The sequence below is a fragment of the Galbibacter orientalis DSM 19592 genome, from assembly GCF_000260115.1.
GTDB lineage: Bacteria > Bacteroidota > Bacteroidia > Flavobacteriales > Flavobacteriaceae > Galbibacter > Galbibacter orientalis.
This window is the reverse complement of sequence record NZ_JH651379.1, coordinates 1,382,766-1,408,557: the sequence shown is the minus strand read 5'-3', so window position 1 is coordinate 1,408,557 and position 25,792 is coordinate 1,382,766. Positions and strand designations below refer to the sequence as shown.

Below are 25,792 nucleotides of genomic sequence, written 5' to 3'. Positions count from 1 at the left end.
CCTTGTTAATCATTTGATTTTCAAGGGTTTTTTATTTTTATAGACTTTTATTGTACGCTTATTTTGGATCATTCCCAATTGTTGTGTTCATGCAAAATTAACCTACATCCACTCGTTAATTCTATTAGCATCTAGTTTCAAAAAGATAAATAAAAGTACGGTAAATCCTAGCAGACCTGACCCTCCATAGCTAAAAAACGGCAATGGAATTCCTACAGTAGGCAACAAACCAATTACCATTCCTACATTAATTGCAAAGTGAAAAAAGATGATAGATGCTACAGAATAACCATATATTCTGCTGAAAGCAGATTTTTGGCGTTCTGCCAAAAACAACAACCTTAAAATAAGCATCGAAAACAATAGAATAACTGCAGATGTTCCTACAAAACCCCACTCTTCTCCAACTGTACTAAAAATATAATCGGTATGTTGTTCTGGGACAAAGTTTCCTTTGGTTCTTGTTCCTTCTAAAAATCCTTTCCCCATAAAACCTCCAGAACCAATAGCAGATTCCGATTGGTACGTATTATACCCAATAGTTTTTCTAATCTGATTAAGTTTCAGAGGATCGTCTTCTAGTCGTAACCACAAACTAAAACGGTCTCTGTGTCGTTGCTCAAAAACACTATTGTAGATAAAATTAACAGAATACGAAAAAGCAGTAGCTATAATTAAAATAATTGTTAGCTGAGGAATAGATACTTTTTTCTTTTTCTTTTTAGAGAAATAATAAACCAACCCTAACAACAATGCACAACCCAAAAACACCCAGATAGTACCATAAAGTAGCGTGGACACAAATAAAACAACAACAAACAATCCCACTAAAAGATACATTGGATGTAACCCTTCTCGATACAATACAAAAAAGAAAGCAGCATAGACTAATGCACTTCCAGGATCTGGCTGCGGAATGATAAGTAATGCTGGTAAACTTATAATAATAAAAGCTCTAAATAAGTCTTTAGGGTTCTGAATATCGGTTTGTATATCACTTAAAAATTTAGCCAATGCCAAAGCTGTTGCAGCTTTAGCAAACTCAGACGGCTGAAGCGTCATCCCTCCAATTGCATACCAAGAAGTTGCTCCATTTACATTTTTCCCAAAAACATAGAGCCCTAATAAAGATAGCAACGAAACCAAATAAATAATACTAGAAAACCGTTCGTAAAATTTAGCTTCTACAGATAAAATAAGGACAATGAGGACGCAGCTTACAATTATAAACACTAATTGCTTCCCATAATAAGTTTCAGCATTTAAAACACTCCCTAACTCCCCAGTAAAAGAAGCGGAATAAATATTTAACCAACCAATAAAAACCAATAATGCATACAGCAGAATACTAAACCAGTCTACTTTTTTTAAAAAATCACTCATTTAAGGCAAAGGTTTTTTAGTAGGTTGCTTTATAACTTCTTTTTCTGGCCATTTAACAAATGTTTTTCCATCGTTTATCCTAAACGATTCTCCACTTAGTGGCTTAGCATATTCTTCTTCCAAACTACCTTTTAAAAGATAATTCTCCATATCTGTTCTGGTAATTTCGCCTTTTACATATTTTTCTATCATTAAACTAGCAATTCTACCAGCCCATCTACTCCCCCAATATCCATTTTCAACAAAAACAGCTATAGCTATTTTAGGATCTTCTACTGGTGCAAAAGCTACAAATATAGAATGGTCTGTGAGCTGTACTCTTTCTCCTTCTATTTTTGTAAAATTCTCCGCAGTCCCTGTTTTTCCAGCAATATTAATCCCTGGAATTCTAAGCAAGCTTGCTGTTCCCTTATTATAAACATCATACATCCCCTGCACTACAGGCTCAAAATTTTTAGTATCAATTGTGGTTTGATGTTTTTCTAAAAATTTATTTGGTATGGTATCATTTTCTATTTCTTTGATAATATGTGGCGTATAATAATACCCTCTATTTGCAATAGTAGCCGTTAAATTTGCTAACTGAATTGGGGTAGACAAAACCTCCCCTTGTCCAATAGCGTTAGACAATGTATTTGTTGCAAACCATCGTCTTTCTCCATATACGCTGTTATAATAATCTGCATCTGGAATTTTACCAGATTGACCCGTTGGAAGATCATATCCTAGATAATTTCCTAATCCAAAACTTTCTACATGCTTCTCCCAAGCATTCATCCCTTCTGCAGAAGTAGGATACTTCTCAATAATTCGCCTGTATGTATTTGCAAAATAAGCATTACAAGATGCTTCAATTCCTCTTCTTAAGTTGTTTCGTGTTCCAGATGGGCAGTGGCAGCCCATAAACGAATTTCTTCCGTAGCGATACCCATGGTAACAGGTAAAAGTTGTACTCTCATCTATAACTCCTTCTTGCAAGCCAATTAAAGCATTCACTGTTTTAAATGGAGAACCAGGCGGATACATAGCATTCAAACCTCGGTCGTACAAGGGTTTCGCAATGGAGTCGTAATACAGCTCTGTATAATTTTTTGACCTCTTCCTCCCTACTAACAAGTCTGGATCATAACTAGGCGCAGAAACCAAAGCCAATATTTCTCCCGTTTTAGGATCCAAAGCCACTATCCCTCCACGCTTATGAATCATTAATTTTTCTCCATATTTCTGAAGCTCATTATCCAACGTCAAAACGATATCCTTTCCAGGAACAGGGAGCGTATCAAAAACACCATCTTTATAAGGACCAATAACTCTATTAAAACGATCTTTCTGAATAAACTTCACCCCTTTTCTTCCTCGCAAAACATTTTCATACTCTTCTTCCACACCTTGCCTACCTATTAACTCCCCAGATTGGTAATAAGAATATTTTTTTAAATCACGGTTATTCACTTCGCTTATATACCCTAAAACATTAGCCCCTACATGTGTCATATAGTGCCTTAAAGATCGTTTCTGAATATAAAAACCTTCATATTTACGCATTTTTTCTTGCAAAATAGCATACTCCTTTTTAGAAAGCTGCGGTACAAATACTGAAGGAAGTCTAGGAGAATAAATTCTTGCTTTCTTATATTTTTTTTCAAACTCTTCTTTGGTAATATTAAGCAAAGCGCAAAACTCTAGAGTATCAAGCGGCTTCACTTCTCTTGGAATAACCATTACATCATAAGAAGGTTGATTAGCCACCAATAACTCCCCATTTCTATCATAAATATGCCCTCTTTCTGGGTAATCATAAACTGCATTAATTGCAGTATCATTTAATGGATTTTTATTGGTATTATCTAACAATTGCAAATAAGAAAGCCTCCCTATATAAACAATAGCGATGATAATAATAATAGATGCTAAAAGAAGTTTTCTCATGTACTTTTTCTACTAAAGAGTGAGATAAAGATTAAACACATAATTAAGGTGAATATTGCAGAAAATAAGGTTTTTTTTAGAATCAGCAATATATGTGCAAAACTAAATATCTCTAAACTGAAAAGTACAAAATGGTGTGTTAAAATTAAGATAATGAGATAATTAATACGCTGACCAAAATATGTTTTTTCAATCTTTATATTATGATAATCATAACTTACCCCAAAAACAGACCGCATCATTAACGGTCTAAAATAGGCTACAAAAACACATGCAGCTGCATGCACGCCACCGCTATCACTAAACATATCTATTGCTAACCCTAAAAGAAAAGCTGAAAAAATAAATAAAATCCTATTGTCTTTATCAAAAGGAAATAGAATGATAAAAAGTAGATAGATATACGGATTTAAATAACCTAAAAAGTTAATATTACTAAAAATAACCACCTGTAAAATTACAAGCGCCACAAATCGAAGTATGGTTACAAAAGCTGTATTATTCATCGATAGAAGCTTCAAGGGTTAAAATCTCATCCCTGTTCAGGTTTTCAATAACATAAACATGGTCTAACGTGGTCATATCGTTAAACAATTTTACATCTATTAAATAATAATTTTGAGAAACATCCAAATCAAAATTTTCTATGGTTCCAATGGGTATTCCTTTGGGGAAAATACTTGACATTCCGCCAGTTATTACGGTATCTCCTTTTTTAATGGCAGCAGACCGTAAAATATCGACTAACTGAACAGTTTTAAAGTCTTCTCCATTCCATTTTAAAGATCCAAAATTATTAGTATTCTTTATAGATGCATTTATTTCTGAAAGCGAATTTAATACCGATTGTACATTTGCATAATTGCTAGAATTATTCTCTATAATCCCAACAATTCCTTTGGAAGTAATTACCCCCATATCTTGCTTTACACTATCATTTCTCCCTTTATTTATAAGCAAATAATTACGCCTTTTATTAAAGCTATTTTTTATAATTGAAGCATTGTACAAATTATAATTTGTAAATAAAGAATCAGAAGAAAATGTAGAATCTATTGCATTATCTTCAATATTTAAAAGCTGCTTACGCAAGCGCAAGTTTTCTTCTACTAATTGCTTGTTGTACTCTTTTAAATGAAAGTAATCTGAGATATTATTAGAATTACTATATACTTTTCCAGATACCCAATTTGCCGAGTTTACAAACTTAGTTTTTTGATATGAATGTGACTGAAAAGTAAAAAATAGCGACAAGCCAAAAAGCAATAGAAAGGTAATAAAGGTCTTATTCCTTATTAAAAAATTGACAATTTGTTGCATTCACTAATTCTATTTTATTAAGATTGGTTTATACTTCTCTAGATTTTTTAAAGCTATCCCCGTACCTCTTACTACCGCTCTTAATGGATCTTCGGCAATATAAACAGGAAGATCTGTTTTTTGCGAAATACGCTTATCAAGACCTCTAAGCATAGAACCTCCTCCTGCAAGATAAATTCCTGTATTGTAAATATCGGCAGCTAATTCTGGTGGCGTTTGAGATAGGGTTTCCATTACCGCATCTTCAATTCTTAAAATCGATTTATCCAGAGCTTTAGCAATCTCTCTATATGAAATTTGCACTTGTTTAGGTTTCCCTGTTAAAAGGTCACGCCCTTGAACACTCATTTCTTCTGGCGGAATTTCAAGATCTTCGGTAGCAGCTCCAATAGCTATTTTTATATTTTCTGCAGTAGTTTCTCCAACATATAAGTTATGCTGAGTCCGCATATAATAAATAATATCGTTTGTAAATACATCTCCAGCAATTTTTACAGATTTATCACAAACAATCCCTCCTAAAGCAATTACTGCAATTTCGGTAGTTCCTCCACCTATATCAACAATCATATTTCCTTTAGGCTGCATAATATCCAATCCAATTCCAATAGCGGCAGCCATTGGCTCATGAATTAAATATACCTCTTTTCCATTAACACGCTCAGCAGATTCTTTTACAGCACGCATTTCTACTTCTGTTATTCCTGATGGAATACAAATAACCATTTTCAATGTAGGCTGAAAAAAACGTTTTTTTAATGCTGGAATTCCTTTAATGAACATATTGATCATTTTTTCGGAAGCATCAAAATCGGCAATTACACCATCTTTTAAAGGCCTTATTGTTTTTATATTTTCATGGGTTTTTCCTTGCATCATGCTGGCTTCCTTACCAACTGCAATAATTTTTCCAGTCATTCTGTCTCTGGCCACAATAGAAGGACTATCCACAACCACTTTGTCGTTATGAATAATTAGCGTATTTGCTGTTCCTAAATCTATAGCAATTTCTTCGGTCAAGAAGTCAAAAAATCCCATGAATTCTTCTGATATTAATCTGGTTATTTCCGCAAAGTGCGACTAAAATATACCGAATATTTATTTCGGTATTTATTTGTTTATTTTATTCATAACCTCGCAAAGTACTTTGCGAGGTTATTTCTGTTTTAATTCTTTCAAATGTAATGAATTAATGTTTAAAATGACGTGTTCCTGTAAACACCATTGCAACATTATTTTCATTACAATAATCAATACTTAATTGATCTTTTATGGAACCTCCTGGCTGAATTACACTTGTAATTCCTGCCTTATCTGCAATTTCTACACAATCTGGAAATGGGAAGAAAGCATCACTAGCCATTGCAGCTCCATTAAGGTCGAAACTAAAAGATTTTGCTTTCTCAATAGCCTGCCTTAAAGCATCTACTCTACTTGTTTGCCCTGTTCCACTCGCACAAAGTTGTAAGTTCTTAGCAAAAACAATTGTATTAGATTTTGTATGCTTACAAATTTTAGAAGCAAACAATAAATCCTTTAACTCACTTTCGATAGGTTTATTGTTAGTCTCATAAGTAATATCTTCTAAAACATCTGTTTTAAGGTCTTTTTCCTGAACCAAAACTCCATTCAGACAAGAACGAACAGTTGTTTTAGGAAGTTCTATATCTTTTTGAACTAAAAGGATTCTATTCTTTTTCCCCTTTAAAACCTCTAAAGCCTGTGCAGAATATGAAGGCGCAATTACTACTTCACAAAATAAAGAATGAATCTCCTCAGCAGTTTCTTCATCAATTTCTGTATTTGAAATTAAAATACCTCCAAAAGCAGAAACAGGATCTCCAGCCAACGCATCTACATACGCCTCCTTTATAGTTGCTCTAGTTGCAACTCCACACGCATTATTATGCTTTAAAATAGCAAATGTTGGATCATCGTTCTTAAACTCTCCCATTAAATTTACAGCAGCATCCACATCTAGTAAATTATTATAAGAAAGTTCTTTTCCATGAAGTTTATCAAACATCTCGTCCATATTTCCGTAAAAATATCCTTTTTGATGTGGATTCTCTCCATAACGCAACGTTTGCCCATTAGATTCGCTTACTTTATAAGCTTCTATTTCTTCTGTCTGATTGAAATAATTAAATATTGCGCTATCATAATGTGAAGAAACATTAAAAGCTTTAGCTGCAAAACGCTTTCTGTTTTCAATTGAAGTTTGTCCATTTTGCGTTGTTATAATATCCAAAAATTCTGCATAATCTTCCATAGAAGAAACGCAAATAACATCTTTGAAATTTTTAGCAGCAGCTCTAATTAAAGAAATTCCTCCTATATCAATTTTTTCAATAATATCTTGCTCGCTTGCTCCACTAGCTACCGTTTTTTCAAACGGATATAAATCTACAATAACAATGTCAAGCTGTGGAATTTCATATTGCGCTAATTCTGCAACATCTCCATCATGATCTTGTCTGTTTAAAATTCCACCAAAAACTTTTGGATGCAATGTTTTAACACGCCCTCCTAAAATTGAAGGATAGCTAGTAACATCTTCCACAGGGATCACATTTATACCCAGATCTTTTATAAATTTCTCGGTTCCTCCAGTAGAGTAAATTGTTACTCCTTGCTCATCTAATTTCTTTACAATTGGTTCTAATCCGTCTTTACTGAAAACAGAAATTAAAGCCGATTTGGCTTGCTTCAAATTATTCATTGTTATTGTGTTGTTTTTGGATTGTGCAAAAGTAATTTATTTGCATTAAATAGTTGTGCTGTATAAAAGAAAAAAACAGCATTAAAGCTGTTTTTAGATTATTATATGCTTTATTTTAGAATTGAAGCTACTTGGCTATTTACAAATTCTAAAAATTCTTCATCTTCTTTAGAAAATGGATCTGCAGTATGCGAATCAATATCTATTTGCCCAATATTTTCCCCGTTTACAAAAAGTGGAATTACAATTTCAGCTTTTACAAAAATGCTACATGCAATATAATTGTTTTGCGCTTTTACATCGGGTACTACAAAATTGCTATTGGAAACAGCCACTTGGCCGCAAATTCCTTTTCCAAAAGGGATAATAGTATGATCTGTTGGCTCTCCAGCAAACGAACGTAACTTTAATTCTTCTTTATTTTCATTTCTGAAATAAAAACCAACCCAATCATAATACGGAACATTCTCTTGCAGAAGCTCGCAAATACCTGTTAATCTATCATCAACTGAGGCATCTTCCCTCTTGATTATATTTTTTACTTCAGATTTTAAATCTTCAAATGTCATCTTAAAAAATTTTGACAAAGGTATAATAAAGTTTAATGTTTATAAAGTTTGTATTCTGAAAAGAAGAATATCATTTCACTATAAAAACGAAGACTCCCTCCCTATTTAACAAGAAAATTTTTACTTTAGAAATTATTTCTTACCTTAGGAATAAACTTAAAAATAAAGAAAATGAAAAAAATAATATTAAGTGCATCTATGTTATTGATAGCAGGAGGTGCTTTTGTATCGTGTAAAGAAACAACAAAGGAAAAAGAAGTTATTATAAAAGAAGAACCTGCCGCAGAAGAAGACCAAGGTGTTCTTGAGCGCGTTGGCGAAAAGGTAGACGGTAAAGTTGACGAAGAAGTAGATGAAACTATAGATAAGATAGGAGACTAATTTCAATCAAAATAGCACCTTAGTAAAAACAATTAGCTTACATATTAGTAGTTTTTTTTGCTAAGCCAAAAGGGGCTGTTTAAGCAGTAATTGTCGTTGTCGAACTGAGCTTGTCGAAGTTTCGAACATCTCAACTCAAAATGTCATCCTTCGACAAGCTCAGGAGGACATCTCGATCAGGATGACATCTCGACCAAGAAGACATTTCGACAAGCTCAGGAGGACATTTTGAGTTTTGGGCACTTTTTAAACAGCTTCTTTTTAAATTACCCTCGAGGCATTTCAATATAAGAATCGTCATTACTCACCTCTGGAAACTCTCTATTAATCCATCGCTCCTTAGCCTTCTCTATGGTCTCTTTTTCTGAAGCTACAAAATTCCAAAAAATATGTTTCTCATCAGGAAAAGCTTCTCCTCCAAATAAGAGCAAATGTGTATGCTCGGCAACTTCTACTTTACAAACATCTTCCGTTTTAGAAACAATCATATTTCCTTCATCAATTTTTTCATCACAAGCCTGAATACTTCCTTTTACAATACAAATTCCAATCTCTCCTTTTACTTGATCTACAACCTCTAAATTAGTTTTACCTGTGGTCTTTATTTCAACCATAAACAAAGGAGAATGAACTGGAACAGGCGATTTTTTTCCAAAAGCCTCCCCAGCAATTAATGTATAATTAGCTCCTTCTTTTTCCCATTTCGGCAATTGCTTCTTTTCAATATGATGAAATTCGGGTTCCATTGCTTCTAATTCTTCAGGTAATGCTACCCATATTTGAAAACCATGAGTTGTAAACGCTTCGCCATTTCTTAAAAGCTCTGGCGTACGTTCGGTATGCACAGCGCCCTTTCCAGCTGTCATCCAATTAACAGATCCTGGGGTAATTACTTGATCACTTCCAACACTATCTCGGTGCCTAATTTCTCCTTCAAATAAATACGTAAGCGTGGAAATTCCAATATGTGGATGCTGACCAATATCCATATAATCACCAGGTTTTATAGTTGTTGGCCCCATGTGGTCTATAAATATAAAAGGACCTACCATTCTTTTTTTTCTGAAGGGAAGTAATCTTCCCACTAAAAAATCTCCAATATCTCGAGCACGCTCTTCTATAATTAAACCTTTGTTTGACATATTTTTTCTTTTTTATAAAGATAGCTATACAAGAGAAACTATTTTAAAATAATACCCTAATAAAAAAGTCGCCTAAAAAATTAATTTTTAGACGACTCTTAAATGTTATTTTGTATTGAATTGGCAGCTATTTAATTTTAATAACTCCACATATCTTGTTCCTTATCTCTTATTTTCTCTTCTAAACGTTGAGATTCTAACAATTGAAACATGGCATTATCTGGGATATAATCTTTAATAGATCTATCTCCTTGCACATTTTCTTCTTTGTATATAACAGCGTTAAAACGTCTGGCATTTAACAATTGATCGAAAGAAATTGGTCTTGAAGAATTTTTATTATTAAAGGCTTTTGCTTCGTGTAAAATATCTCTTGAACTTGGAAACCAAACCCAGAATAACTCTACTAAATCTGATTGCTCACTGTCAATAAAATTCACATCTGGAGCAACAGGCGCTAGCCCTAGCAAACGATATTTTAATTCTCCTTGACGCTTATCAAAGTACCAAACTCCTTTAATACGCCATTCTTGAATATCGGCAGCTGTAAGCTCTCTTCGGTTTATATACTCTAAAGAAACTTGCTCTCCAGCATTTAGTTGTTCATATCCAAGATCTGTAGTATCCACTTTTTGCAAAGTAGCTTCTAAATCTCCAAATTTTCTTTTTTCGGTAAAATACGAATCAACATAAATATCCTTTAAATTTCCATTTTTGATATTTTTAATGATGACATCGTATAAAGATCTACGCTCGCTTCCTATATCTACAGTATCTATTGGATAATAATATGGGAAGTTAATACGCTCATCTAAATCGATTCGCTCCCACACAGTTTTAGACCAAAGAATATCTCTATCGTCTACATAACCGTATGGCAAAGGCTCATCGTTATCGGCCTCTATCTGATCCACCGTTTTTACACCAACTTCTTCTGGAAACTCTGCATTTAATAGGTTTGCTTGCGCAAAACTACTTGCAGACACAAGAACAGTTGTTATAGTTAATACAATACCTTTCCAATTCATAACATCAATAATTTATTAATTTGTTAGCTCAACAACAACAGGCGATACTTTTTTAAGTTTGTAAGATCTGTTATTAGTTATATAAGCCTCAATATCAAAAATCTGAACTGCCTCTCCTCTACCTGCTCTTTTAAGTGCAGATTTAGCTCGGCTATCTAATTTGTTTCCTCTAACCTCAACAGTTGGCTGACCAGGTACTTTAAATTTAAAGCCACTAATAGCTAAGTTTAAATCGAAGTCAAAGTCTTCTAACATCGCTCCTACAGTAGAGATTTCAAGGTTATTTCTTGGCATTTTAATTTCGCCATATTCGCCTCTTACCGTTCCTGAAGGACGTGGAATATCTTTAATTCTGAATTCTGAAGTTGAAGAAACTCCTTGACCGTCTGGAAGTGTTCCACTTGCCTTAATCACAACAGTTCTTCCTGTTCCAGGATTCATTGCATACTTACTTCCAGAAACTTTTTTAAGTCCGGCCGCAGATGCACTTACTTTATTATCTGGAATACCAGGAATAGAAATTGTAATAGGATTAGAAACTCCACGGTACACCACATTCATTTTATCTGCTGAAATTACTGCCGCATTTGGCTTGGTAATAGTTGCAAATTTTTGAGAAACTGGCACTTCTATTGGCTCTCCATCTTGTTTAAAGATTAAGTTCCCTTCAAGAGTATGATCTCCTGCTGAACCAGCACTTACTTTAAGTTTTACTCGCCCGTTTTCAATAACGAAATCATCTCCTTCTTTAAGATCTCTTCCGTCTAACTTAAGATTTACTTCGTTAGGCTTAGTACTTCCATCTTTTCTCCCTAAAACAATTGCTCCATCAAAAGTTTCTCCTTGATAATAAGCAGATTTAGGCTGCTCTAACAACGTAGTATAATTGGTCATTGAAAGATCGGAAGCCATTTGCCCTTGCAACATCGCTTTTAAAATCTCATCCTGAGTAGTTTTAATATCCGACTGTAATAAAGTAACCTTTGTTAAAGAGGCTACTAAAGGAAATCCTTCGTAATGATAGTTTAACCAATCGATCTTTTTACCATCTCTATTTTCCGCTTTTCCATTTTCATCTCCTGTAGTAAAACGAGTTTCGATTGAAGATTTCAAAGCCGATTTCTGAGCAGGTTTCATTAAAGAATCTGGAATCTCAGTAATCGTTTCTATAGAGCTCTCTCTAAAGTTGTTAATATAATTTACAAATTTTTGTCCTTCCGCAGAATAACGATCCCCTTGAAAGAAAGCCTGATCTAGGTAATCCGACTTATCCATTACTTCATAATCTTGAAGATCTTCTTGTGGAATTTTAGAAACCATCTGTCCTTTTAAGCTATCTAAATAACTATTAAACTTCATTGATGTTTCCTTTATTTCTTCTACATCTCTAAAAAGAGCTTCGTATTTTTCTGGCTGTTCTGTAGATTTTAATTTCAAATCGTTAAACGCTGCCAAGTTACGTTCTGTAGCTTTTTCATTAAAGTTTGTAAGCTTTTCGTTTAATAATCCAAAAGCCGACAATACTTCTTTACTCATATTCAACGCCAACATTGCAATGAAAACCAAATACATTAGGTTAATCATCTTTTGACGTGGTGATAAATTTCCTCCTGCCATTTCTTAATTAGTTTTAATGTTAATTATTTATTCAATAAAACTGAATTAATTAGCTGGTCTGTTCATAGCAGAAAGCATTCCACCATATACACCATTTAAAGAAGACAAATTATTTGTTAGCGACTGCATTTGGTCTTTTAATTTTCCAGCGTTTGCAGCAACTTCCTCTTGAATTGTTGCTTGCTTATTAGCACTTTCCAATTGCACTTTATAAAGGCTATTTAAAGATTCCATTTGTACAGCAGCTAAAGAAAGTTCTTCACTATATTTTCTAGTAGAAGTTAATGCTTCTGCTGTTGGAGAAATATTTTTTGCAGCACCTTCAAAGTTTCTGATGCTATCTCCTAAGCTAGCCATTAAAGAAGAATCAATTTTAGCCTCTTTTAGCATTTCGTCAAGTTTTTTAGAAAGCTGACCTTCTGCTTCTTTGACTTCTAATACATCTTTTTTTCTAGAAACAGTAGCACCTCCTGCTAATTCAGGATATACTAATGTCCAATCTAAATCGTCGTCTACAGGTTCAAAAGCAGAAATTGCAAAAATTAAAGCCTCTGTAATTAGACCAATGGCCAATAATAGCCCTCCATTAATGGGACCAAACTCCCAGTGTAAAATCTTAAATAATGCTCCAATAATTACAACCGAAGCCCCTAGCCCGTAGGCCATGTTAAATAGTTTTTTTGATGATTTTGCTTGTGCCATAGTAATAAAAATTTTTAAGTTAAGTCAAGTTATTAAATAAGTAGTAATTTGGTTTAAAGTTTAATTCTGAGTAGCTTCAATACCCATGTAATCTTGAACTGTTCGGAAGCCAATATAACTTCTTGCAGAATCTTGATACTCATAATCTCTAGTACTTACTTGTAAAAAGTAAGCTACGTCTTTCCAAGAACCACCTCTTATAACTTTACGCTTGTTTTCGCCATCATAAGTGTTTGGGTTCATTGTAGAAACGTACTCGTACGAATTGGGGTCGTAAGATGAATTTGTCCATTCAGAAACATTACCTGCCATATTGTAAAGATTATAATCGTTAGGGTCATACGACTTAGCTTCCACAGTATACAAAGCTTGATCGGCTGCATAATCTCCTCGCAACGGTTTAAAGTTTGCCATAAAGCAACCTCTGTCGTTTAAGATGTATGGACCTCCCCAAGGATATGTTCCAGATTCAATTCCGCCTCTGGCAGCATATTCCCATTCTGCTTCTGTAGGTAATCTAAACTGATTTACAAATTGTTGATTTTTCTGTTTCTGAAAATCATTTTTATATTTTGTACGCCATGCGCAAAAAGCTTTTGCTTGTTTCCAAGAAACTCCAACTACTGGATAGTCGCTATACGCTTCACTCCAAAAATAGTCGTTATGCATTGGCTCATTATAAGAATAACTAAAATCTTTAATCCACACTGTAGTATCTGGATATACCAACACCTCTTCATGTCTAATAAAATCTTTACGACTTCCACCACCTTTAGCTCTGGCAGCTGCTTGGATATCCATCCAGTCGTATTGAAATTTTAATTTAGTTACATCAATAGTTCTTTGTCCGTTGTAAGACTCCTCAACAGGAATATACATGGTATCCATTATTTCCGTGTAGTATTCGTCTGGGTATTCAGAAACATCCCAAATTAGATCTGCATCTTTATTTAAGCGTCTCCCTTCGTATCCTGTTTCTCCCATTCCAGCATAATTAAAAAGCATATACTTTTCATATTCTGAAAGATTTGTAGTGTCTGCATCTTTAAATGCATACTCCCCAATTCCTCCATTTCCAGGAATTTCTCCGAGATCATCAGCAAGAATTGCTAATTTAGTACGGACAGTGGAATCTTTTACCCATTCTACAAACTGACGATACTCGCTGTTTGTTATCTCTGTTTCGTCCATATAAAATGAACGCACTGTTACGGTCTTAGTTGGAGCATTGAGAACATCGGCCATGTCTTCTTCAGACCTTCCCATTATGAAGGCTCCTCCTGGAACAAGTGACATTCCGTAGGGCTTTTCGGGATGCCATTTTTTTCCACTCACGCCAACTAATTCTCCTCTGTCATTAGAACCACAGCTGGTTAATAATAATGTAACAGATGCTAATAGAAATAGCTTTTTCATATACATAATTGAGGTTAAATTACATTCTTAGATTTAAGATGGTAAACCTATTTAATAAAATTCAAAAAAACAATAAACTCTTTATTTTTGTTGTAAAACGCCGAGAAACCACAGTCAACCTAAAATATCGTGTTATTTCTACACCCGCTAAACTAACATTTTTTTATATGCTTTCCACCATCTTTCTGGCACTACGCCATTACTAGCTTCAAGATATTCATTGCGTGTGCATGGTAATAACGCATGTCTTTTGTATTTATTATTCAAATTTTCTATTTGTGGTACTTCTATCCACCACCTTCCAGAAATATTACTCTCATAAAAACAAATATCCATTTCCTCCAAAGGCACTATATACTTGTTATAGTTGGTATTTGTAATGAAAGGATAGTCCTTTTTTCTAAAGTTAAAACCTTCTATAAAATACCACAAAATTTGTGCAGATAATTGTGCACATTGTAATGTTTTTCTTGTATTAAATAACCCAAATGAAGTTACTTTATCACTTATTCCTGCATACCTAGCAATTGCACAAATCTCTCTCCCATCAAAACCATTAGGATAGCTTCCTGAGGCATATCCAAGCTCTGAAGCTTTTATGGAGGTTATATCCAAACTCACCAAATCGGTATCTCTAAATACTGGTTCTACACTAGAAACATCATTAATAACTTCCCCTAATCTATACGCATCAAAAAAGAGTTTCTCCATTAAATCAATCTCTTCTTGTGCATTAAAATAAGTTTGATATCCTACAATAGAATAATTGAATAAATTATTAGGCTGCTCCATAATAACCTTACTCATATATGCATTGGAGGCTATTAATTCGTCGGAAGCACTAAAGTCGAATTTACTATCTACAGAGGTTAAGTTTACCATTTGCTCCATGGTATCATACGCTCTATACATGGCATAAGTAAGATCCTGACTCCCTCCAATTACAATAGGAATGATATTTTTTTTAAGAAGCGAAGTTGTTACCTCTGAAAGCGCATAATACGTATCTTTCAAGGTTTCTCCAGGCTCGATATCTCCTAAGTCGGCAATTGAAGCATGCCAATTTCCATAAAAGAGTTTATAAAACTCAATTCTTATAGCATTTAAATCGAGTTCCGCATAATTATCGGCTGTTTCGCTTCGGGTGTCTTTAACTCCAACTATTGCTAGCTGAATATTTTCCAAGTCAGGAAAACCACCTTTTTCGGTATGAATATGAATTGTTTTTCCTAAAGCTTGTTTGGGCAATAATTCTTTATGCGCCAAAACTACGCTTTTAACAGGCGCTAAAAATTCAATATTCATATGTTTATTTTTATTGTCTTTAAATGGTTATACGGAACATCCAAATAATAATCATTCAGCTATTTGCCTAAAATTAGACATGGATGTTTCATAATTACTTTTTAGTATTTGTTTTCTTAGTTGTTGCTTTCTTTTTGGCAGGCGCTTTCTTTTTAGCTGCTGCCTTTTTCTTAGGTGCCTTCTTTTCAATTAAATCTTTCACCGCTTCAAGCGTTAATTTTGTAGCATCAACATCTTTAGAAAGCTCTATTTTTGTTTTCCCTTTTATGATATTAGAACGTCCCCAGCGTGCTTTTTCCACACGGATTCCTTCTTCTTCCCAATTATGAATTACTTTTTCTCGCTCTTTCTTAAGCTTGTCTTCAATAAGCTCTTCAATATCGGCTTGTGAAAGGTTATCGAAATCGTATTTTTTATTGACATTGATAAACATTCCGTCCCATTTAATAAAAGGACCAAAACGCCCAACTCCTTTAGTAACATCTATATCTTTATAACTTGCTATTGGAGCATCTGCTTTTTTCTTCTGAAGGATGAGCTCTTTTGCACGATCCATATCTACTTCAAAAACATCTTCCCCTTTTTCTAAGGAAACAAAACTTTTTCCAAAGCGAACATACGGTCCAAAACGCCCAACATTAACCTCAACTTCTTCTCCTTCAAATGTTCCTAACTGACGTGGAAGTTTAAATAAATCTAGAGCTTCATCAAAGGTAATAGTATCTATAGACTGATCTGGCAATAAACTGGCGAACTTAGGCTTCTCTTCCTCTTCCGCAGTTCCTATTTGCGCCATCGGCCCAAAGCGACCTAAACGCACGCTTAACTGTCTTCCTGTTTGCGGATCTTTCCCTAAAACTCGTTCCCCACTTTCACGCTCGGCATTTTCTTCTACATCTTTTACATTTGGATGAAAATCTTTATAGAAGTTCTCAATCATCTTTGTCCAATCTTCTTCTCCAGAAGCAATATCATCAAAACTCTGCTCTACTTTTGCCGTAAAATTATAATCTAGAATTCCTGAAAAATGATTTACCAAAAAGTCATTTACAATCATTCCAATATCTGTAGGCACTAATTTACCTTTATCAGAACCCACATTCTCTGTTAGGCTCTCTTCTTTTATTTTATTATTCTCTAAAGTAAACTGAACATATGCACGCTCCACTCCATCAATAGTTCCACGCTCCACATACCCTCTATTTTGAATAGTTGAAATAGTTGGCGCATAAGTAGACGGGCGACCTATACCTAGCTCTTCCAGTTTTTTAACCAAAGAAGCCTCTGTATATCTGTATGGCGGACGCGTAAAACGTTCTGTTGCGGTAATATAATTATCATAAACAGTCTCTCCAACTTTTAAAGCTGGCAACATTCCTGCTTGCTCTTCATCTTCATCATCGGTTCCTTCTAAATAAACCTTTAAAAAACCTTCAAATTTTAATACCTCTCCATTTGCTGTAAACAATTCGGAATGCTTATCTGCTTCAATCTTAACATTTGTTCGCTCTAATTGAGCATCACTCATTTGAGAAGCCAAGGTTCTTTTCCAAATCAATTCATACAAACGTGCTTGATCTCTATCTATTTGAACACGATGACGTGTCATATCTGTAGGACGGATAGCTTCGTGAGCTTCTTGCGCTCCTTTAGATTTTCCTGTATAATTTCTCGGCTTGCTAAATTCTTTACCATAAGATTTTATAATCTCATCTTTTGCCGCTTCAACAGCCTCACTAGACAAGTTTACACTATCTGTTCTCATATATGTTATAAGTCCAGCTTCATATAAACGTTGCGCCATATTCATGGTTTTTCCAACCGAGAAATACAACTTACGAGAAGCTTCCTGTTGCAAAGTTGAAGTTGTAAAAGGTGCTGCAGGTGTTTTTTTAGCTGGCTTCGTATCTAAATCGGCTATTTTGAAATTAACACCTACATTGGTATCAAGAAAAGCTTTTGCTTCTTCTTTCGATTTAAAACTCTTATTAATTTTAGCTTTAAAAGTTTTCCCTTCTTCATTTTTAAATTCAGCAACAATTTTAAAAGAAGCTTCAGGAGTAAACTCTTTAATTTCTCGTTCTCTTTCTACAATTAAACGTACAGAAACAGATTGCACTCTCCCTGCGGAAAGTCCAGTTTTAATCTTTTTCCATAACACAGGAGAAAGCTCATACCCCACCAATCTATCTAAAACCCTTCTTGCCTGTTGTGCATTTACCAAATTATAATCTATGGTACGCGGATTCTCAATAGCTTTTTGAATAGCACTTTTGGTAATTGAATTAAAAACAATACGCTTAGTCTTACTTGCATCAAGCTTCAACTCTTCTGCTAAGTGCCATGCAATAGCTTCCCCTTCTCGGTCTTCATCACTTGCTAACCAAACCATTTCAGCGGTTTTTGCAAGGTCTTTTAATTTCTTAACAACCGATTTTTTATCAGAAGAAACGATGTATTTAGGTTTAAAATCCTTTTCTACATCCACCCCCAATTCTCTCGAAGGAAGGTCTGCTATATGCCCAAAGCTAGAAGCTACCGTATAATCTTTTCCTAAAAATTTCTCGATAGTTTTCGCTTTCGCAGGGGACTCAACAATAACCAAATTCTTTGCCATAAAGCCATTTTTTAAGATTACAAAAGTATACAGATTTTTTAACTTCCAATACTTTCCGTTTTTTTAAGCAATTAAAATACCCATAAAATCATAGAAAAGCCTTTGCTAAACAGCAAAGGCTCTCTCTTTATATTTTGATAGTGAAGTGAGTTTAATTATACTAATACTCGCATTTTCGAGTACTTAGAAATTAATTTTAAACTCCTTTTTTACTTCACTTAAATAATTGACATTTTCTTAAACTTCAGAGGCACCAATTTGAGATATTTCATTATCATCATCAAAACCTACCGCTTCTTTGTACACCAAATAAGTAGGTAAATAGGTAAAAGATGCTGTAAATAAAAGTCCAATTCCACAAAGTATCATCCCTACCATTTGAGCCAAAAAGCTAGAAACTACAATTAAACCAAAAGTTATTAACCACTTTTTATTTCCTAGTTTAAAACTAGCCTTCAACGTTTCTTTAGCACTTAACTCTGGATTAAAAGCAAATATAATGGAAATAAAGGCCAAAGGAACCGATACATATATTACAGGAAAAACACATAAAAGTGTTGCCAATAACGCTATTACTAATGAGAAAAATGACAGCTTAAAAAGTTTCCCTAAATAAGGTTTCTTTAAAAACATAAACAAACTATTATTTTCTACTTCCCTATTTAAATCTTTACTCCTTACAATTTTATAGAAGCCAGCCATAAGTCCTAAAGATATAGTTTGAATAATTAAAAGCACTGGAAGCAGTAATAGAAAGAAAGGAATCATTGCGGCTGGAGACATTTCCGAGCTCATTTCCGAATTATAAGATTGAGCCATTGCAGCGCCAATAATTGGAACATAAAGTATCATTAACGCAGGAAGCATTAATAAAAAAGTAACAATTACTAGTAACACTCCTTGCCCCCAAGTTTTTTTAAACAACTCAATTGCCTTTCCAAAAACAGACCCAAAGTCGATAGATTTACTGCTTTCAATTTTTTCTAATAGAAGATTAAAATTCATTTTTATTTTTTCTGATGGATTAGTCGCACGAAATTAATATTATTTTTTCGAACCAAATTAAAAAAGACCATTTAAAAATAAAGCCAAAAATCTCCCCCTCAACTCGCCCTAAAAAACTATACCCGACTCTTTAAACATGCTTTTACACTAAACCCCATAAAGCTTTAAAAACCTCTAAAATATTTTAAATATTTATAACTCAAATTCACTTACTAATTCCAATCCGTTTTCTAAATAACTATATTGATATAATATACCATCTCCTATCATTATTAAATTATTGGCTAATGGAATTACGTCGTAAGCTTTTTCAACATCATAAGTTTCTAGTAACTTAACCGAAGGAACATCTTTTTTATCAAAAACTTTAAGTCCAGCATCCCCATCACACACATACAATTTATCGTTTTTAACTCCTAATCCATAAGGTTCCTCTAGAGTGTAAGACGATTTTTCAACTGGATTCATAATGTCTGAAATATCTATCACTCGCAAACTACTATTTATAGCACCACAAAAATTCCCTCCTCTTAAGGTTACAAAGGCATAATCTCCATCCACCACAACAGGATCGCAAGAGGTAACATGTCTAAATTCTGAAACAAAACTAGGAACTGCAGGTGTTTTTATATCATATATATACAAGCCATTCATACTCCCAAGAAACAAGTACTCCCCTCTGTTAAATATAGTTTCGATATCAAAACCAGCTTCAACAGATTCTTTTTTCTGAGGCGTATTCAAATTAGAAATATCAAAAACATTAATATTGCTATAATCTACAGCATACAAATAATTATTTACAATTTTAAACCTCGCCAAAGAGCCTCCTTGTCCAGTTTCAGAAGAAGAAAAACTTTCACTAAAAGCAGCATTAGACACATCATAATAAACAGGATTGTCTTCTATCTTTCTTCGCTCTTCTTTTATATTCCAACCAACTACTATCGCTTTTTGATCTTGCGGATAGGTATTATAATTAATATAAGTAGCATCCACAGGATAAGGAGCATAATAAGGAAAAACGTCTTCTAATCTTTCCACTTCTTTTATTTCAGTTAGATTAGAAATATCAAAAACCACCAAATCCATATAACTATCTACATACAGATAATCTCCTTTAATTTCCATATCGTTACTTCCAAGCACTTTTAAGAAGGCTGTTTTTTGAGGATTTGCAGGATTCGTATTATCTATTAAATGAATTCCTTCTTTTTTATCGTTTATCAGAATTAAATGGTCTTTTACATAAACCTTTCCAGACTCAGAGATGTTTTGCGGCGGAAGTACAGAGGTAGAGTTTCGCAATTCCGCAACACTCATTGTTATTGCAGATGCAACTTGCACAGTTTCATAATCATCGTCATTTGCACAAGAAACAAACACAAGCAAAGACAACAAACACAGTAGTAACTTATTAATTTTCATTGGTTTTGGTTTTTTGGTTATTTCCTCATAGATTCAAATTAAGTTAAAAAGTTGCGTTAAATTTACGCTGACAATTTGTCACTACACCAAATATAATCTTATCTTTGCATCCAAATTGATTTTTTAAGGATACGATGGAGAAGATTATTGACGAAAACAAACAAGGTAATAGTTTAGTTTTAGAGCAAGAAGTAACCAATTCTAGAAAGCTTTATATTGAAAGTTATGGGTGCCAGATGAATTTTTCTGACAGCGAAATTGTTGCTTCCATCTTGGCAAAAGAAGGTTTTAATACCACCGAGAAAATGGAAGAAGCCGACCTTGTGTTGGTAAACACATGTTCTATTAGAGATAAAGCTGAGCAAACTGTACGCAAGCGTTTAGAAAAATTTAATGCCGTAAAACGTATTAATCCGAAAATGAAAGTTGGCGTTCTTGGCTGTATGGCAGAACGTTTAAAAGATAAATTTCTAGAAGAAGAAAAAATTGTAGATATGGTTGTAGGCCCAGATGCCTACAAAGATTTACCTAACCTTGTACAAGAAATTGGCGAAGGAAAAAATGCAGTAAACGTAATTCTTTCCAAAGAAGAAACCTATGGAGATGTTGCTCCTGTACGTTTAAATACCAATGGGGTTAGCGCCTTTGTATCTATTACTCGTGGTTGTGATAATATGTGTACATTTTGTGTGGTTCCTTTTACCCGCGGGAGAGAACGTAGCCGAGATCCACAATCTATTTTAGAAGAAGTAAAAAATCTTGCCGAACGTGGTTTTAAAGAAATTACGCTGCTTGGACAAAATGTGGATAGCTATTTATGGTATGGTGGCGGACTCAAAAAAGATTATGATAAAGCTTCGGATATGCAAAAAGCAACTGCAGTAAATTTTTCAGAATTACTATCTCTTGTTGCGGAAGCACATCCAAAAATGCGTATTCGTTTTTCAACTTCCAACCCTCAAGATATGACATTGGATGTTATTGAAACAATGGCAAAACATAAGAATATATGTAAGCACATCCATTTACCAGTACAGAGTGGAAGTAATAGAATTTTAAAAGAAATGAATCGTCTTCATACCCGTGAAGAGTATTTTGAATTGATAGATAATATCCGAAAAATCCTTCCTGAGTGTTCTGTTTCTCAAGATATGATTATTGGTTTTCCTACAGAAACTACCAAAGACCATGAAGACACTATGGATTTAATGGAACATGTAAAATACGATTTCGGTTATATGTTTACGTATTCGGAACGCCCGGGAACACTTGCAGAACGAAAATTAGAAGACGATGTTCCAGAAGAAACTAAAAAGAGCAGACTTACAGAAATTATAAACCTTCAGCAAAAACATAGCGCCTTCCGTACTAAGCAAAATTTAGGCAAAACGGTAGAAGTACTTATTGAAGGGAATTCTAAAAAATCTGATGCACATTGGATGGGACGTACCTCACAAAACACGGTTACTGTTTTCCCAAAAGAACAATATAAAATTGGAGAATTTGTTAATGTTAAAATCAACGAATGCACAACGGCAACCCTTATTGGCGAAGCTATTGGATATTCGGAGAATAACTAAAAACAACTTCCTAAAAACAAAATAAACATGGAGAGTGTTCAAGCTACAAAACAACGTTTTGGTATCATCGGAAACGATGTAAAACTAAATCGTGCTATTGAAAAAGCCATTCAAGTTGCCCCTACCGATATTTCTGTATTAATTACAGGAGAAAGTGGCGTTGGGAAGGAAGCACTTCCAAAAATTATACATTCACTTTCTCATAGAAAACATGGAAAATTTATAGCTGTAAACTGTGGTGCAATTCCAGAAGGAACAATTGATTCTGAGCTGTTTGGGCACGAAAAAGGAGCCTTTACAGGAGCTACACAAACTAGAAGTGGATACTTTGAGGAAGCAGATGGCGGAACTATTTTTTTAGATGAAGTAGGAGAACTTCCACTTACCACACAGGTTCGACTATTAAGAGTACTTGAAAATGGAGAATTTTTAAAAGTAGGATCTTCAAAAGTTCAAAAAACGGATGTTCGTATCGTAGCTGCTACCAATATCAATATGTTTGAAGCTATTGAAAAAGAGAAGTTTCGTGAAGATTTATACTACAGATTAAGCACTGTAGAAATACATTTGCCTCCACTTAGAGAGCGTAAAGACGATATCCATTTACTTTTTAGAAAATTTGCTTCAGATTTTGCTCAGAAATACAAAATGCCAACCATCCGTTTAGAAGAAGATGCTGTTCAACTTTTAAACAAATACCGATGGAGCGGAAATGTGCGTCAGCTTAGAAATATTGCTGAACAAATTTCAGTTTTAGAGCAAAATAGAGCTATTACTTATGATACTTTAAAGGGATACCTTCCAGATGCTGGCAGTAATTTACCAGCCGTTATTAAGAATCAGAAATCGGAAAGCGATTTTAGTAGCGAGCGTGAAATTCTTTATAAAATCCTTTTTGATATGAAAGGAGATTTAAACGATTTAAAGAAACTTACCATGGAACTCATGAAGGATGGGACGAATGGTGAAAAAGTTCAGCAAGAAAATAAAACGCTTATCAATAAAATATATGGAGGAGAAGAAGACGAAATAGATTTTGAACAAGCCGATGAAGAAGATGCTATGGAAATTCTTCAAGTAGAACATCAGAAAAATTTACCACATAGCACTTCTGTTGAAGACAAATATCATTTTGCAGAAGAAATCCAAGAGGAAGAAACGCTTTCTCTTCAAGATAAAGAATTAGAACTTATCAAAAAATCCTTGGAACGCAACAAAGGAAAACGCAAAGCCGCAGCAACCGAACTTGGGATTTCCGAAAGAACACTTTATAGAAAAATAAAACAATACGATTTATAATATTTTTTGTTCTTTTGAACCTTACACAATTTTTAAAATGAAGAAATTTTTTGTACTTTTTATAGCAATTATAAGCATACAAGGCTGTGGTCCTTATTCTTTTACAGGAGTTAACACAACTGCAGAATCCTTTCAGGTAAACTTTTTCCGAAATGAGGCTCCTATTATTGAGCCTGGTTTGGATTATGATTTTACAAATGCGCTGCAAGATTTAATATTAAATCAAACAAACTTACAGCTAGTTAACAGAAATGCAGATTTAATTTATGAAGGTGAAATTGTAGAATACAGAGTCTCTCCAATGTCTGCTACCGCCGATCAAACAGCGGCACAAAACCGATTAACAATTTCGGTTAATGTACGTTTTTACGACACCAAAAACCCTGAAGAAGATTTTGAAAGAAGATTTTCTTTCTTCTATGATTACCCTGCGGCAACCCAATTGATTACTGTAAAACAAGCTGCTCATGATGAAATTTTTGAGCGTATAACACAAGATATTTTTAACGAAACCCTTGCAAACTGGTAATAAATGAATGTTACTGATTTTTCATATTTATTACAAAAGCCTGAACAAATTACACAGCAACACGTCGATTCTCTAAAAAAGATTATCGAGGAGTTCCCTTATTTCCAAGCAGCAAGAGCCGTTTACCTAAAAGCTTTAAAAGCACAAGAAAGTTTTAAATACAATAGCGAGTTAAAGCATACCGCAGCTTACACTACAGACCGTTCTATTTTATTTGAATACATTACTTCGGAAGCGTTTGAGCAACATGCTATTGCTAAAAAAATAGCGCTACAAACTACTAACGAAACGCTCTATGGAATTGATGTTACCGCAGAAGAGGTTATTGTAAAAGATAATAAAACTTCTTTTGATTTTAACGAAGTAAATTCAAATGCTGTAATGGATCCTGAGTTGTTTCTACCTAAAGAAGAAAACCTAACAGAAGAAACTTTATCAGAAGAAAAATCAACTTTACAGCTCGGAAAACCTTTAGACTTCAGCAAAAGAGAAACCCATTCTTTTATGGAATGGATGCAGCTATCTGCTACTGCTAAACCCATTAAAAGAGAAGAAAAGAAGCATATTGCATTAGAAAAACCTGTAGAAGAACAAGAAGATAAAAAAGAAAAGAAGTCTGGAATAGAAGGAAAATTAAAGCTTATAGATAAATTTTTAGAAAACAATCCTAAAATTCCTCCAGCTGCCAATACAGCTAACAAGGTAAATTTGGCAAAAGAAAATAATGCCGAAAAAACCGAATTAATGACGGAAACTTTGGCACGGGTTTACTTGGAGCAAAAGAAATACAAAAAAGCAATTCAAGCTTATAAAATTTTAAGTTTGAAATATCCAGAAAAAAGTGGTTTCTTTGCAGACCAAATTAACGCAGTTAAGAAATTAAAAGACAATAATTAATATAGAAATGAGTACGTTTTCAATTTTTTTGGTACTAATTATAATAGTAGCCTTTTTATTAGTTTTAGTGATTATGGTACAAAACCCTAAGGGAGGCGGATTGTCTTCTTCTTTTGGTGGTGGCGGAAGTCAAGTTGTAGGAGGAGTTAAAAAGACAGGGGATTTTCTTGATAAAAGTACCTGGACACTAGCAACTATTTTAGTAGCATTAATATTGCTTTCTAACATTACATTAATTTCTAACGATTCTACCGAATCTAAATTATTAGACGGAAGAGACGTACAAACTACTGCGCCTAGTACTACAGTACCTTCAGCAGAAGTTCCTGCAACAGCTACAGATAGTACTGACGGACAATAAAGATTTATCTTATTACACATATAAAATGCCAGCTTATAATTAAGCTGGCATTTTTATTTTAAAACACTTTCTTCTTACTTTTCCTAGAATTACATTTTGACATTTTTTTACTTGAAAATTTATAAAAATGACAGTTAAGACATGAAAAATATATGCACATGAGTAAAATTGTCAGTTTATAATGCGTGGCACAATTTCTGTCTGATTAATGAAAGTGAATTTTAAATTAATTAATCAAATATTAAAAATATGTCGAAGTTAAACATTAAACCGCTTGCTGACAGAGTTCTTATTGAGCCGCAAGCTGCTGAAACTAAAACAGCTTCAGGGATTATTATTCCAGACAACGCAAAAGAAAAACCTCAAAAAGGAACTGTTGTAGCTGTAGGGCCAGGAACTAAAGACGAAAAAGTGACTGTAAAGGTTGGCGATTCTGTATTATACGGAAAATATGCCGGTACCGAATTAAAATTAGAAGGTAACGATTACCTAATAATGCGCGAAAGCGATATTCTTGCTATTGTATAAACAGCTATAAGCTATATACAAAAAGCCATAAGCA

23 protein-coding genes are annotated in these 25,792 nt (G+C 33.9%); 7 read left to right on the top strand and 16 right to left on the bottom strand.

The window, feature by feature from the left end:
• Positions 1-102: 102 nt before the first annotated feature.
• From rodA to JOOMADRAFT_RS06270, 7 genes are all read right to left on the bottom strand, one after another.
• Positions 103-1,383: a rod shape-determining protein RodA gene (rodA, locus tag JOOMADRAFT_RS06300; protein ID WP_008612055.1), complete on the bottom strand. Its 1,281-nt coding sequence runs from the start codon at positions 1,381-1,383 to the stop codon at positions 103-105.
• Positions 1,384-3,312 (bottom strand): penicillin-binding protein 2, encoded by a 1,929-nt coding sequence (gene mrdA, locus JOOMADRAFT_RS06295; RefSeq protein WP_008612054.1) that lies wholly within the window; start codon positions 3,310-3,312, stop codon positions 1,384-1,386.
• The gene (gene mreD, locus JOOMADRAFT_RS06290) at positions 3,309-3,818 is read right to left on the bottom strand and encodes a rod shape-determining protein MreD (protein ID WP_008612053.1); all 510 of its coding nucleotides are present in this window, start codon (positions 3,816-3,818) and stop codon (positions 3,309-3,311) included. The genes mrdA and mreD overlap by 4 nt, the downstream gene beginning before the upstream one ends.
• Entirely contained in the window at positions 3,811-4,632 is an 822-nt protein-coding gene (gene mreC / locus JOOMADRAFT_RS06285) for a rod shape-determining protein MreC (RefSeq protein ID WP_008612052.1), read from the bottom strand. Before mreC ends, mreD begins: the two co-directional genes overlap by 8 nt.
• Positions 4,633-4,641: 9 nt before the next feature.
• On the bottom strand, positions 4,642-5,670 hold the full coding sequence (locus tag JOOMADRAFT_RS06280) for a rod shape-determining protein (protein WP_008612051.1): 1,029 nt from the start codon (positions 5,668-5,670) through the stop codon (positions 4,642-4,644).
• Between the two features lie 151 nt (positions 5,671-5,821).
• A complete protein-coding gene (gene purH / locus JOOMADRAFT_RS06275; RefSeq protein WP_008612050.1) occupies positions 5,822-7,354 on the bottom strand; it encodes a bifunctional phosphoribosylaminoimidazolecarboxamide formyltransferase/IMP cyclohydrolase in 1,533 nt (510 codons plus the stop codon).
• 110 nt (positions 7,355-7,464) lie between these two features.
• Entirely contained in the window at positions 7,465-7,923 is a 459-nt protein-coding gene (locus tag JOOMADRAFT_RS06270) for a GAF domain-containing protein (RefSeq protein WP_008612049.1), read from the bottom strand.
• Between the two features lie 171 nt (positions 7,924-8,094).
• On the opposite strand from JOOMADRAFT_RS06270, the gene JOOMADRAFT_RS06265 reads away from it, so the two are divergent.
• On the top strand, positions 8,095-8,304 hold the full coding sequence (locus JOOMADRAFT_RS06265; RefSeq protein WP_008612048.1) for a hypothetical protein: 210 nt from the start codon (positions 8,095-8,097) through the stop codon (positions 8,302-8,304).
• Between the two features lie 266 nt (positions 8,305-8,570).
• Here JOOMADRAFT_RS06265 and JOOMADRAFT_RS06260 read toward each other — a convergent pair whose 3' ends face one another.
• The 9 genes from JOOMADRAFT_RS06260 to JOOMADRAFT_RS06220 form a co-directional block, all read right to left on the bottom strand.
• Positions 8,571-9,446, bottom strand: coding sequence for a pirin family protein (locus JOOMADRAFT_RS06260; RefSeq protein ID WP_008612047.1), 876 nt, complete (start codon positions 9,444-9,446; stop codon positions 8,571-8,573).
• Between the two features lie 137 nt (positions 9,447-9,583).
• On the bottom strand, positions 9,584-10,474 hold the full coding sequence (gene porN / locus JOOMADRAFT_RS06255; protein WP_008612046.1) for a type IX secretion system ring subunit PorN/GldN: 891 nt from the start codon (positions 10,472-10,474) through the stop codon (positions 9,584-9,586).
• A 15-nt stretch (positions 10,475-10,489) separates the two neighbouring features.
• Complete coding sequence (gene porM, locus JOOMADRAFT_RS06250; protein ID WP_008612045.1) at positions 10,490-12,091, bottom strand: type IX secretion system motor protein PorM/GldM; 1,602 nt, start codon at positions 12,089-12,091, stop codon at positions 10,490-10,492.
• Positions 12,092-12,136: 45 nt separating this feature from the next.
• Positions 12,137-12,793, bottom strand: coding sequence for a type IX secretion system motor protein PorL/GldL (gene porL, locus JOOMADRAFT_RS06245; protein WP_008612044.1), 657 nt, complete (start codon positions 12,791-12,793; stop codon positions 12,137-12,139).
• A gap of 60 nt (positions 12,794-12,853) precedes the next feature.
• A complete protein-coding gene (gene porK, locus JOOMADRAFT_RS06240; protein ID WP_040879568.1) occupies positions 12,854-14,209 on the bottom strand; it encodes a T9SS ring complex lipoprotein PorK/GldK in 1,356 nt (451 codons plus the stop codon).
• Between the two features lie 147 nt (positions 14,210-14,356).
• Positions 14,357-15,514: a formimidoylglutamase gene (locus JOOMADRAFT_RS06235; RefSeq protein ID WP_008612041.1), complete on the bottom strand. Its 1,158-nt coding sequence runs from the start codon at positions 15,512-15,514 to the stop codon at positions 14,357-14,359.
• A 94-nt stretch (positions 15,515-15,608) separates the two neighbouring features.
• A complete protein-coding gene (gene topA, locus JOOMADRAFT_RS06230; RefSeq protein ID WP_008612038.1) occupies positions 15,609-18,131 on the bottom strand; it encodes a type I DNA topoisomerase in 2,523 nt (840 codons plus the stop codon).
• A gap of 237 nt (positions 18,132-18,368) precedes the next feature.
• On the bottom strand, positions 18,369-19,136 hold the full coding sequence (locus tag JOOMADRAFT_RS06225) for a hypothetical protein (protein ID WP_008612037.1): 768 nt from the start codon (positions 19,134-19,136) through the stop codon (positions 18,369-18,371).
• A 192-nt stretch (positions 19,137-19,328) separates the two neighbouring features.
• Entirely contained in the window at positions 19,329-20,564 is a 1,236-nt protein-coding gene (locus JOOMADRAFT_RS06220) for an LVIVD repeat-containing protein (protein WP_008612036.1), read from the bottom strand.
• Positions 20,565-20,698: 134 nt separating this feature from the next.
• Here JOOMADRAFT_RS06220 and miaB point away from each other — a divergent pair, with 134 nt between their 5' ends.
• The 6 genes from miaB to JOOMADRAFT_RS06190 all read left to right on the top strand — a co-directional run bounded on the left by miaB (position 20,699) and on the right by JOOMADRAFT_RS06190 (position 25,758).
• Positions 20,699-22,144, top strand: a complete 1,446-nt coding sequence (gene miaB, locus JOOMADRAFT_RS06215; protein WP_008612035.1) for a tRNA (N6-isopentenyl adenosine(37)-C2)-methylthiotransferase MiaB — start codon at positions 20,699-20,701, stop codon at positions 22,142-22,144.
• A gap of 27 nt (positions 22,145-22,171) precedes the next feature.
• Positions 22,172-23,443, top strand: coding sequence for a sigma-54 interaction domain-containing protein (locus tag JOOMADRAFT_RS06210; RefSeq protein WP_008612034.1), 1,272 nt, complete (start codon positions 22,172-22,174; stop codon positions 23,441-23,443).
• A 37-nt stretch (positions 23,444-23,480) separates the two neighbouring features.
• The gene (locus JOOMADRAFT_RS06205) at positions 23,481-23,972 is read left to right on the top strand and encodes an LptE family protein (protein ID WP_008612033.1); all 492 of its coding nucleotides are present in this window, start codon (positions 23,481-23,483) and stop codon (positions 23,970-23,972) included.
• A gap of 3 nt (positions 23,973-23,975) precedes the next feature.
• Positions 23,976-24,869: a hypothetical protein gene (locus tag JOOMADRAFT_RS06200; RefSeq protein ID WP_008612032.1), complete on the top strand. Its 894-nt coding sequence runs from the start codon at positions 23,976-23,978 to the stop codon at positions 24,867-24,869.
• Between the two features lie 7 nt (positions 24,870-24,876).
• Entirely contained in the window at positions 24,877-25,230 is a 354-nt protein-coding gene (gene secG / locus JOOMADRAFT_RS06195; RefSeq protein WP_008612030.1) for a preprotein translocase subunit SecG, read from the top strand.
• Between the two features lie 249 nt (positions 25,231-25,479).
• Positions 25,480-25,758, top strand: coding sequence for a co-chaperone GroES (locus tag JOOMADRAFT_RS06190; RefSeq protein ID WP_008612029.1), 279 nt, complete (start codon positions 25,480-25,482; stop codon positions 25,756-25,758).
• The last annotated feature ends 34 nt before the right edge of the window (positions 25,759-25,792 follow it).

What these genes read in the sequence shown, in the direction of transcription:
- JOOMADRAFT_RS06235 (WP_008612041.1), bottom strand. Translation starts at nt 15,514, where the DNA reads ATGAATATTGAATTTTTAGCGCCTGTTAAAAGCGTAGTTTTGGCGCAT.
- porL (WP_008612044.1), bottom strand. Translation starts at nt 12,793, where the DNA reads ATGGCACAAGCAAAATCATCAAAAAAACTATTTAACATGGCCTACGGG.
- mreD (WP_008612053.1), bottom strand. Translation starts at nt 3,818, where the DNA reads ATGAATAATACAGCTTTTGTAACCATACTTCGATTTGTGGCGCTTGTA.
- porM (WP_008612045.1), bottom strand. Translation starts at nt 12,091, where the DNA reads ATGGCAGGAGGAAATTTATCACCACGTCAAAAGATGATTAACCTAATG.
- JOOMADRAFT_RS06190 (WP_008612029.1), top strand. Translation starts at nt 25,480, where the DNA reads ATGTCGAAGTTAAACATTAAACCGCTTGCTGACAGAGTTCTTATTGAG.
- JOOMADRAFT_RS06210 (WP_008612034.1), top strand. Translation starts at nt 22,172, where the DNA reads ATGGAGAGTGTTCAAGCTACAAAACAACGTTTTGGTATCATCGGAAAC.
- porN (WP_008612046.1), bottom strand. Translation starts at nt 10,474, where the DNA reads ATGAATTGGAAAGGTATTGTATTAACTATAACAACTGTTCTTGTGTCT.
- JOOMADRAFT_RS06260 (WP_008612047.1), bottom strand. Translation starts at nt 9,446, where the DNA reads ATGTCAAACAAAGGTTTAATTATAGAAGAGCGTGCTCGAGATATTGGA.
- mrdA (WP_008612054.1), bottom strand. Translation starts at nt 3,312, where the DNA reads ATGAGAAAACTTCTTTTAGCATCTATTATTATTATCATCGCTATTGTT.
- secG (WP_008612030.1), top strand. Translation starts at nt 24,877, where the DNA reads ATGAGTACGTTTTCAATTTTTTTGGTACTAATTATAATAGTAGCCTTT.
- JOOMADRAFT_RS06225 (WP_008612037.1), bottom strand. Translation starts at nt 19,136, where the DNA reads ATGAATTTTAATCTTCTATTAGAAAAAATTGAAAGCAGTAAATCTATC.
- rodA (WP_008612055.1), bottom strand. Translation starts at nt 1,383, where the DNA reads ATGAGTGATTTTTTAAAAAAAGTAGACTGGTTTAGTATTCTGCTGTAT.
- JOOMADRAFT_RS06270 (WP_008612049.1), bottom strand. Translation starts at nt 7,923, where the DNA reads ATGACATTTGAAGATTTAAAATCTGAAGTAAAAAATATAATCAAGAGG.
- mreC (WP_008612052.1), bottom strand. Translation starts at nt 4,632, where the DNA reads ATGCAACAAATTGTCAATTTTTTAATAAGGAATAAGACCTTTATTACC.
- JOOMADRAFT_RS06220 (WP_008612036.1), bottom strand. Translation starts at nt 20,564, where the DNA reads ATGAAAATTAATAAGTTACTACTGTGTTTGTTGTCTTTGCTTGTGTTT.
- JOOMADRAFT_RS06205 (WP_008612033.1), top strand. Translation starts at nt 23,481, where the DNA reads ATGAAGAAATTTTTTGTACTTTTTATAGCAATTATAAGCATACAAGGC.
- topA (WP_008612038.1), bottom strand. Translation starts at nt 18,131, where the DNA reads ATGGCAAAGAATTTGGTTATTGTTGAGTCCCCTGCGAAAGCGAAAACT.
- JOOMADRAFT_RS06265 (WP_008612048.1), top strand. Translation starts at nt 8,095, where the DNA reads ATGAAAAAAATAATATTAAGTGCATCTATGTTATTGATAGCAGGAGGT.
- JOOMADRAFT_RS06280 (WP_008612051.1), bottom strand. Translation starts at nt 5,670, where the DNA reads ATGGGATTTTTTGACTTCTTGACCGAAGAAATTGCTATAGATTTAGGA.
- purH (WP_008612050.1), bottom strand. Translation starts at nt 7,354, where the DNA reads ATGAATAATTTGAAGCAAGCCAAATCGGCTTTAATTTCTGTTTTCAGT.
- porK (WP_040879568.1), bottom strand. Translation starts at nt 14,209, where the DNA reads ATGAAAAAGCTATTTCTATTAGCATCTGTTACATTATTATTAACCAGC.
- miaB (WP_008612035.1), top strand. Translation starts at nt 20,699, where the DNA reads ATGGAGAAGATTATTGACGAAAACAAACAAGGTAATAGTTTAGTTTTA.
- JOOMADRAFT_RS06200 (WP_008612032.1), top strand. Translation starts at nt 23,976, where the DNA reads ATGAATGTTACTGATTTTTCATATTTATTACAAAAGCCTGAACAAATT.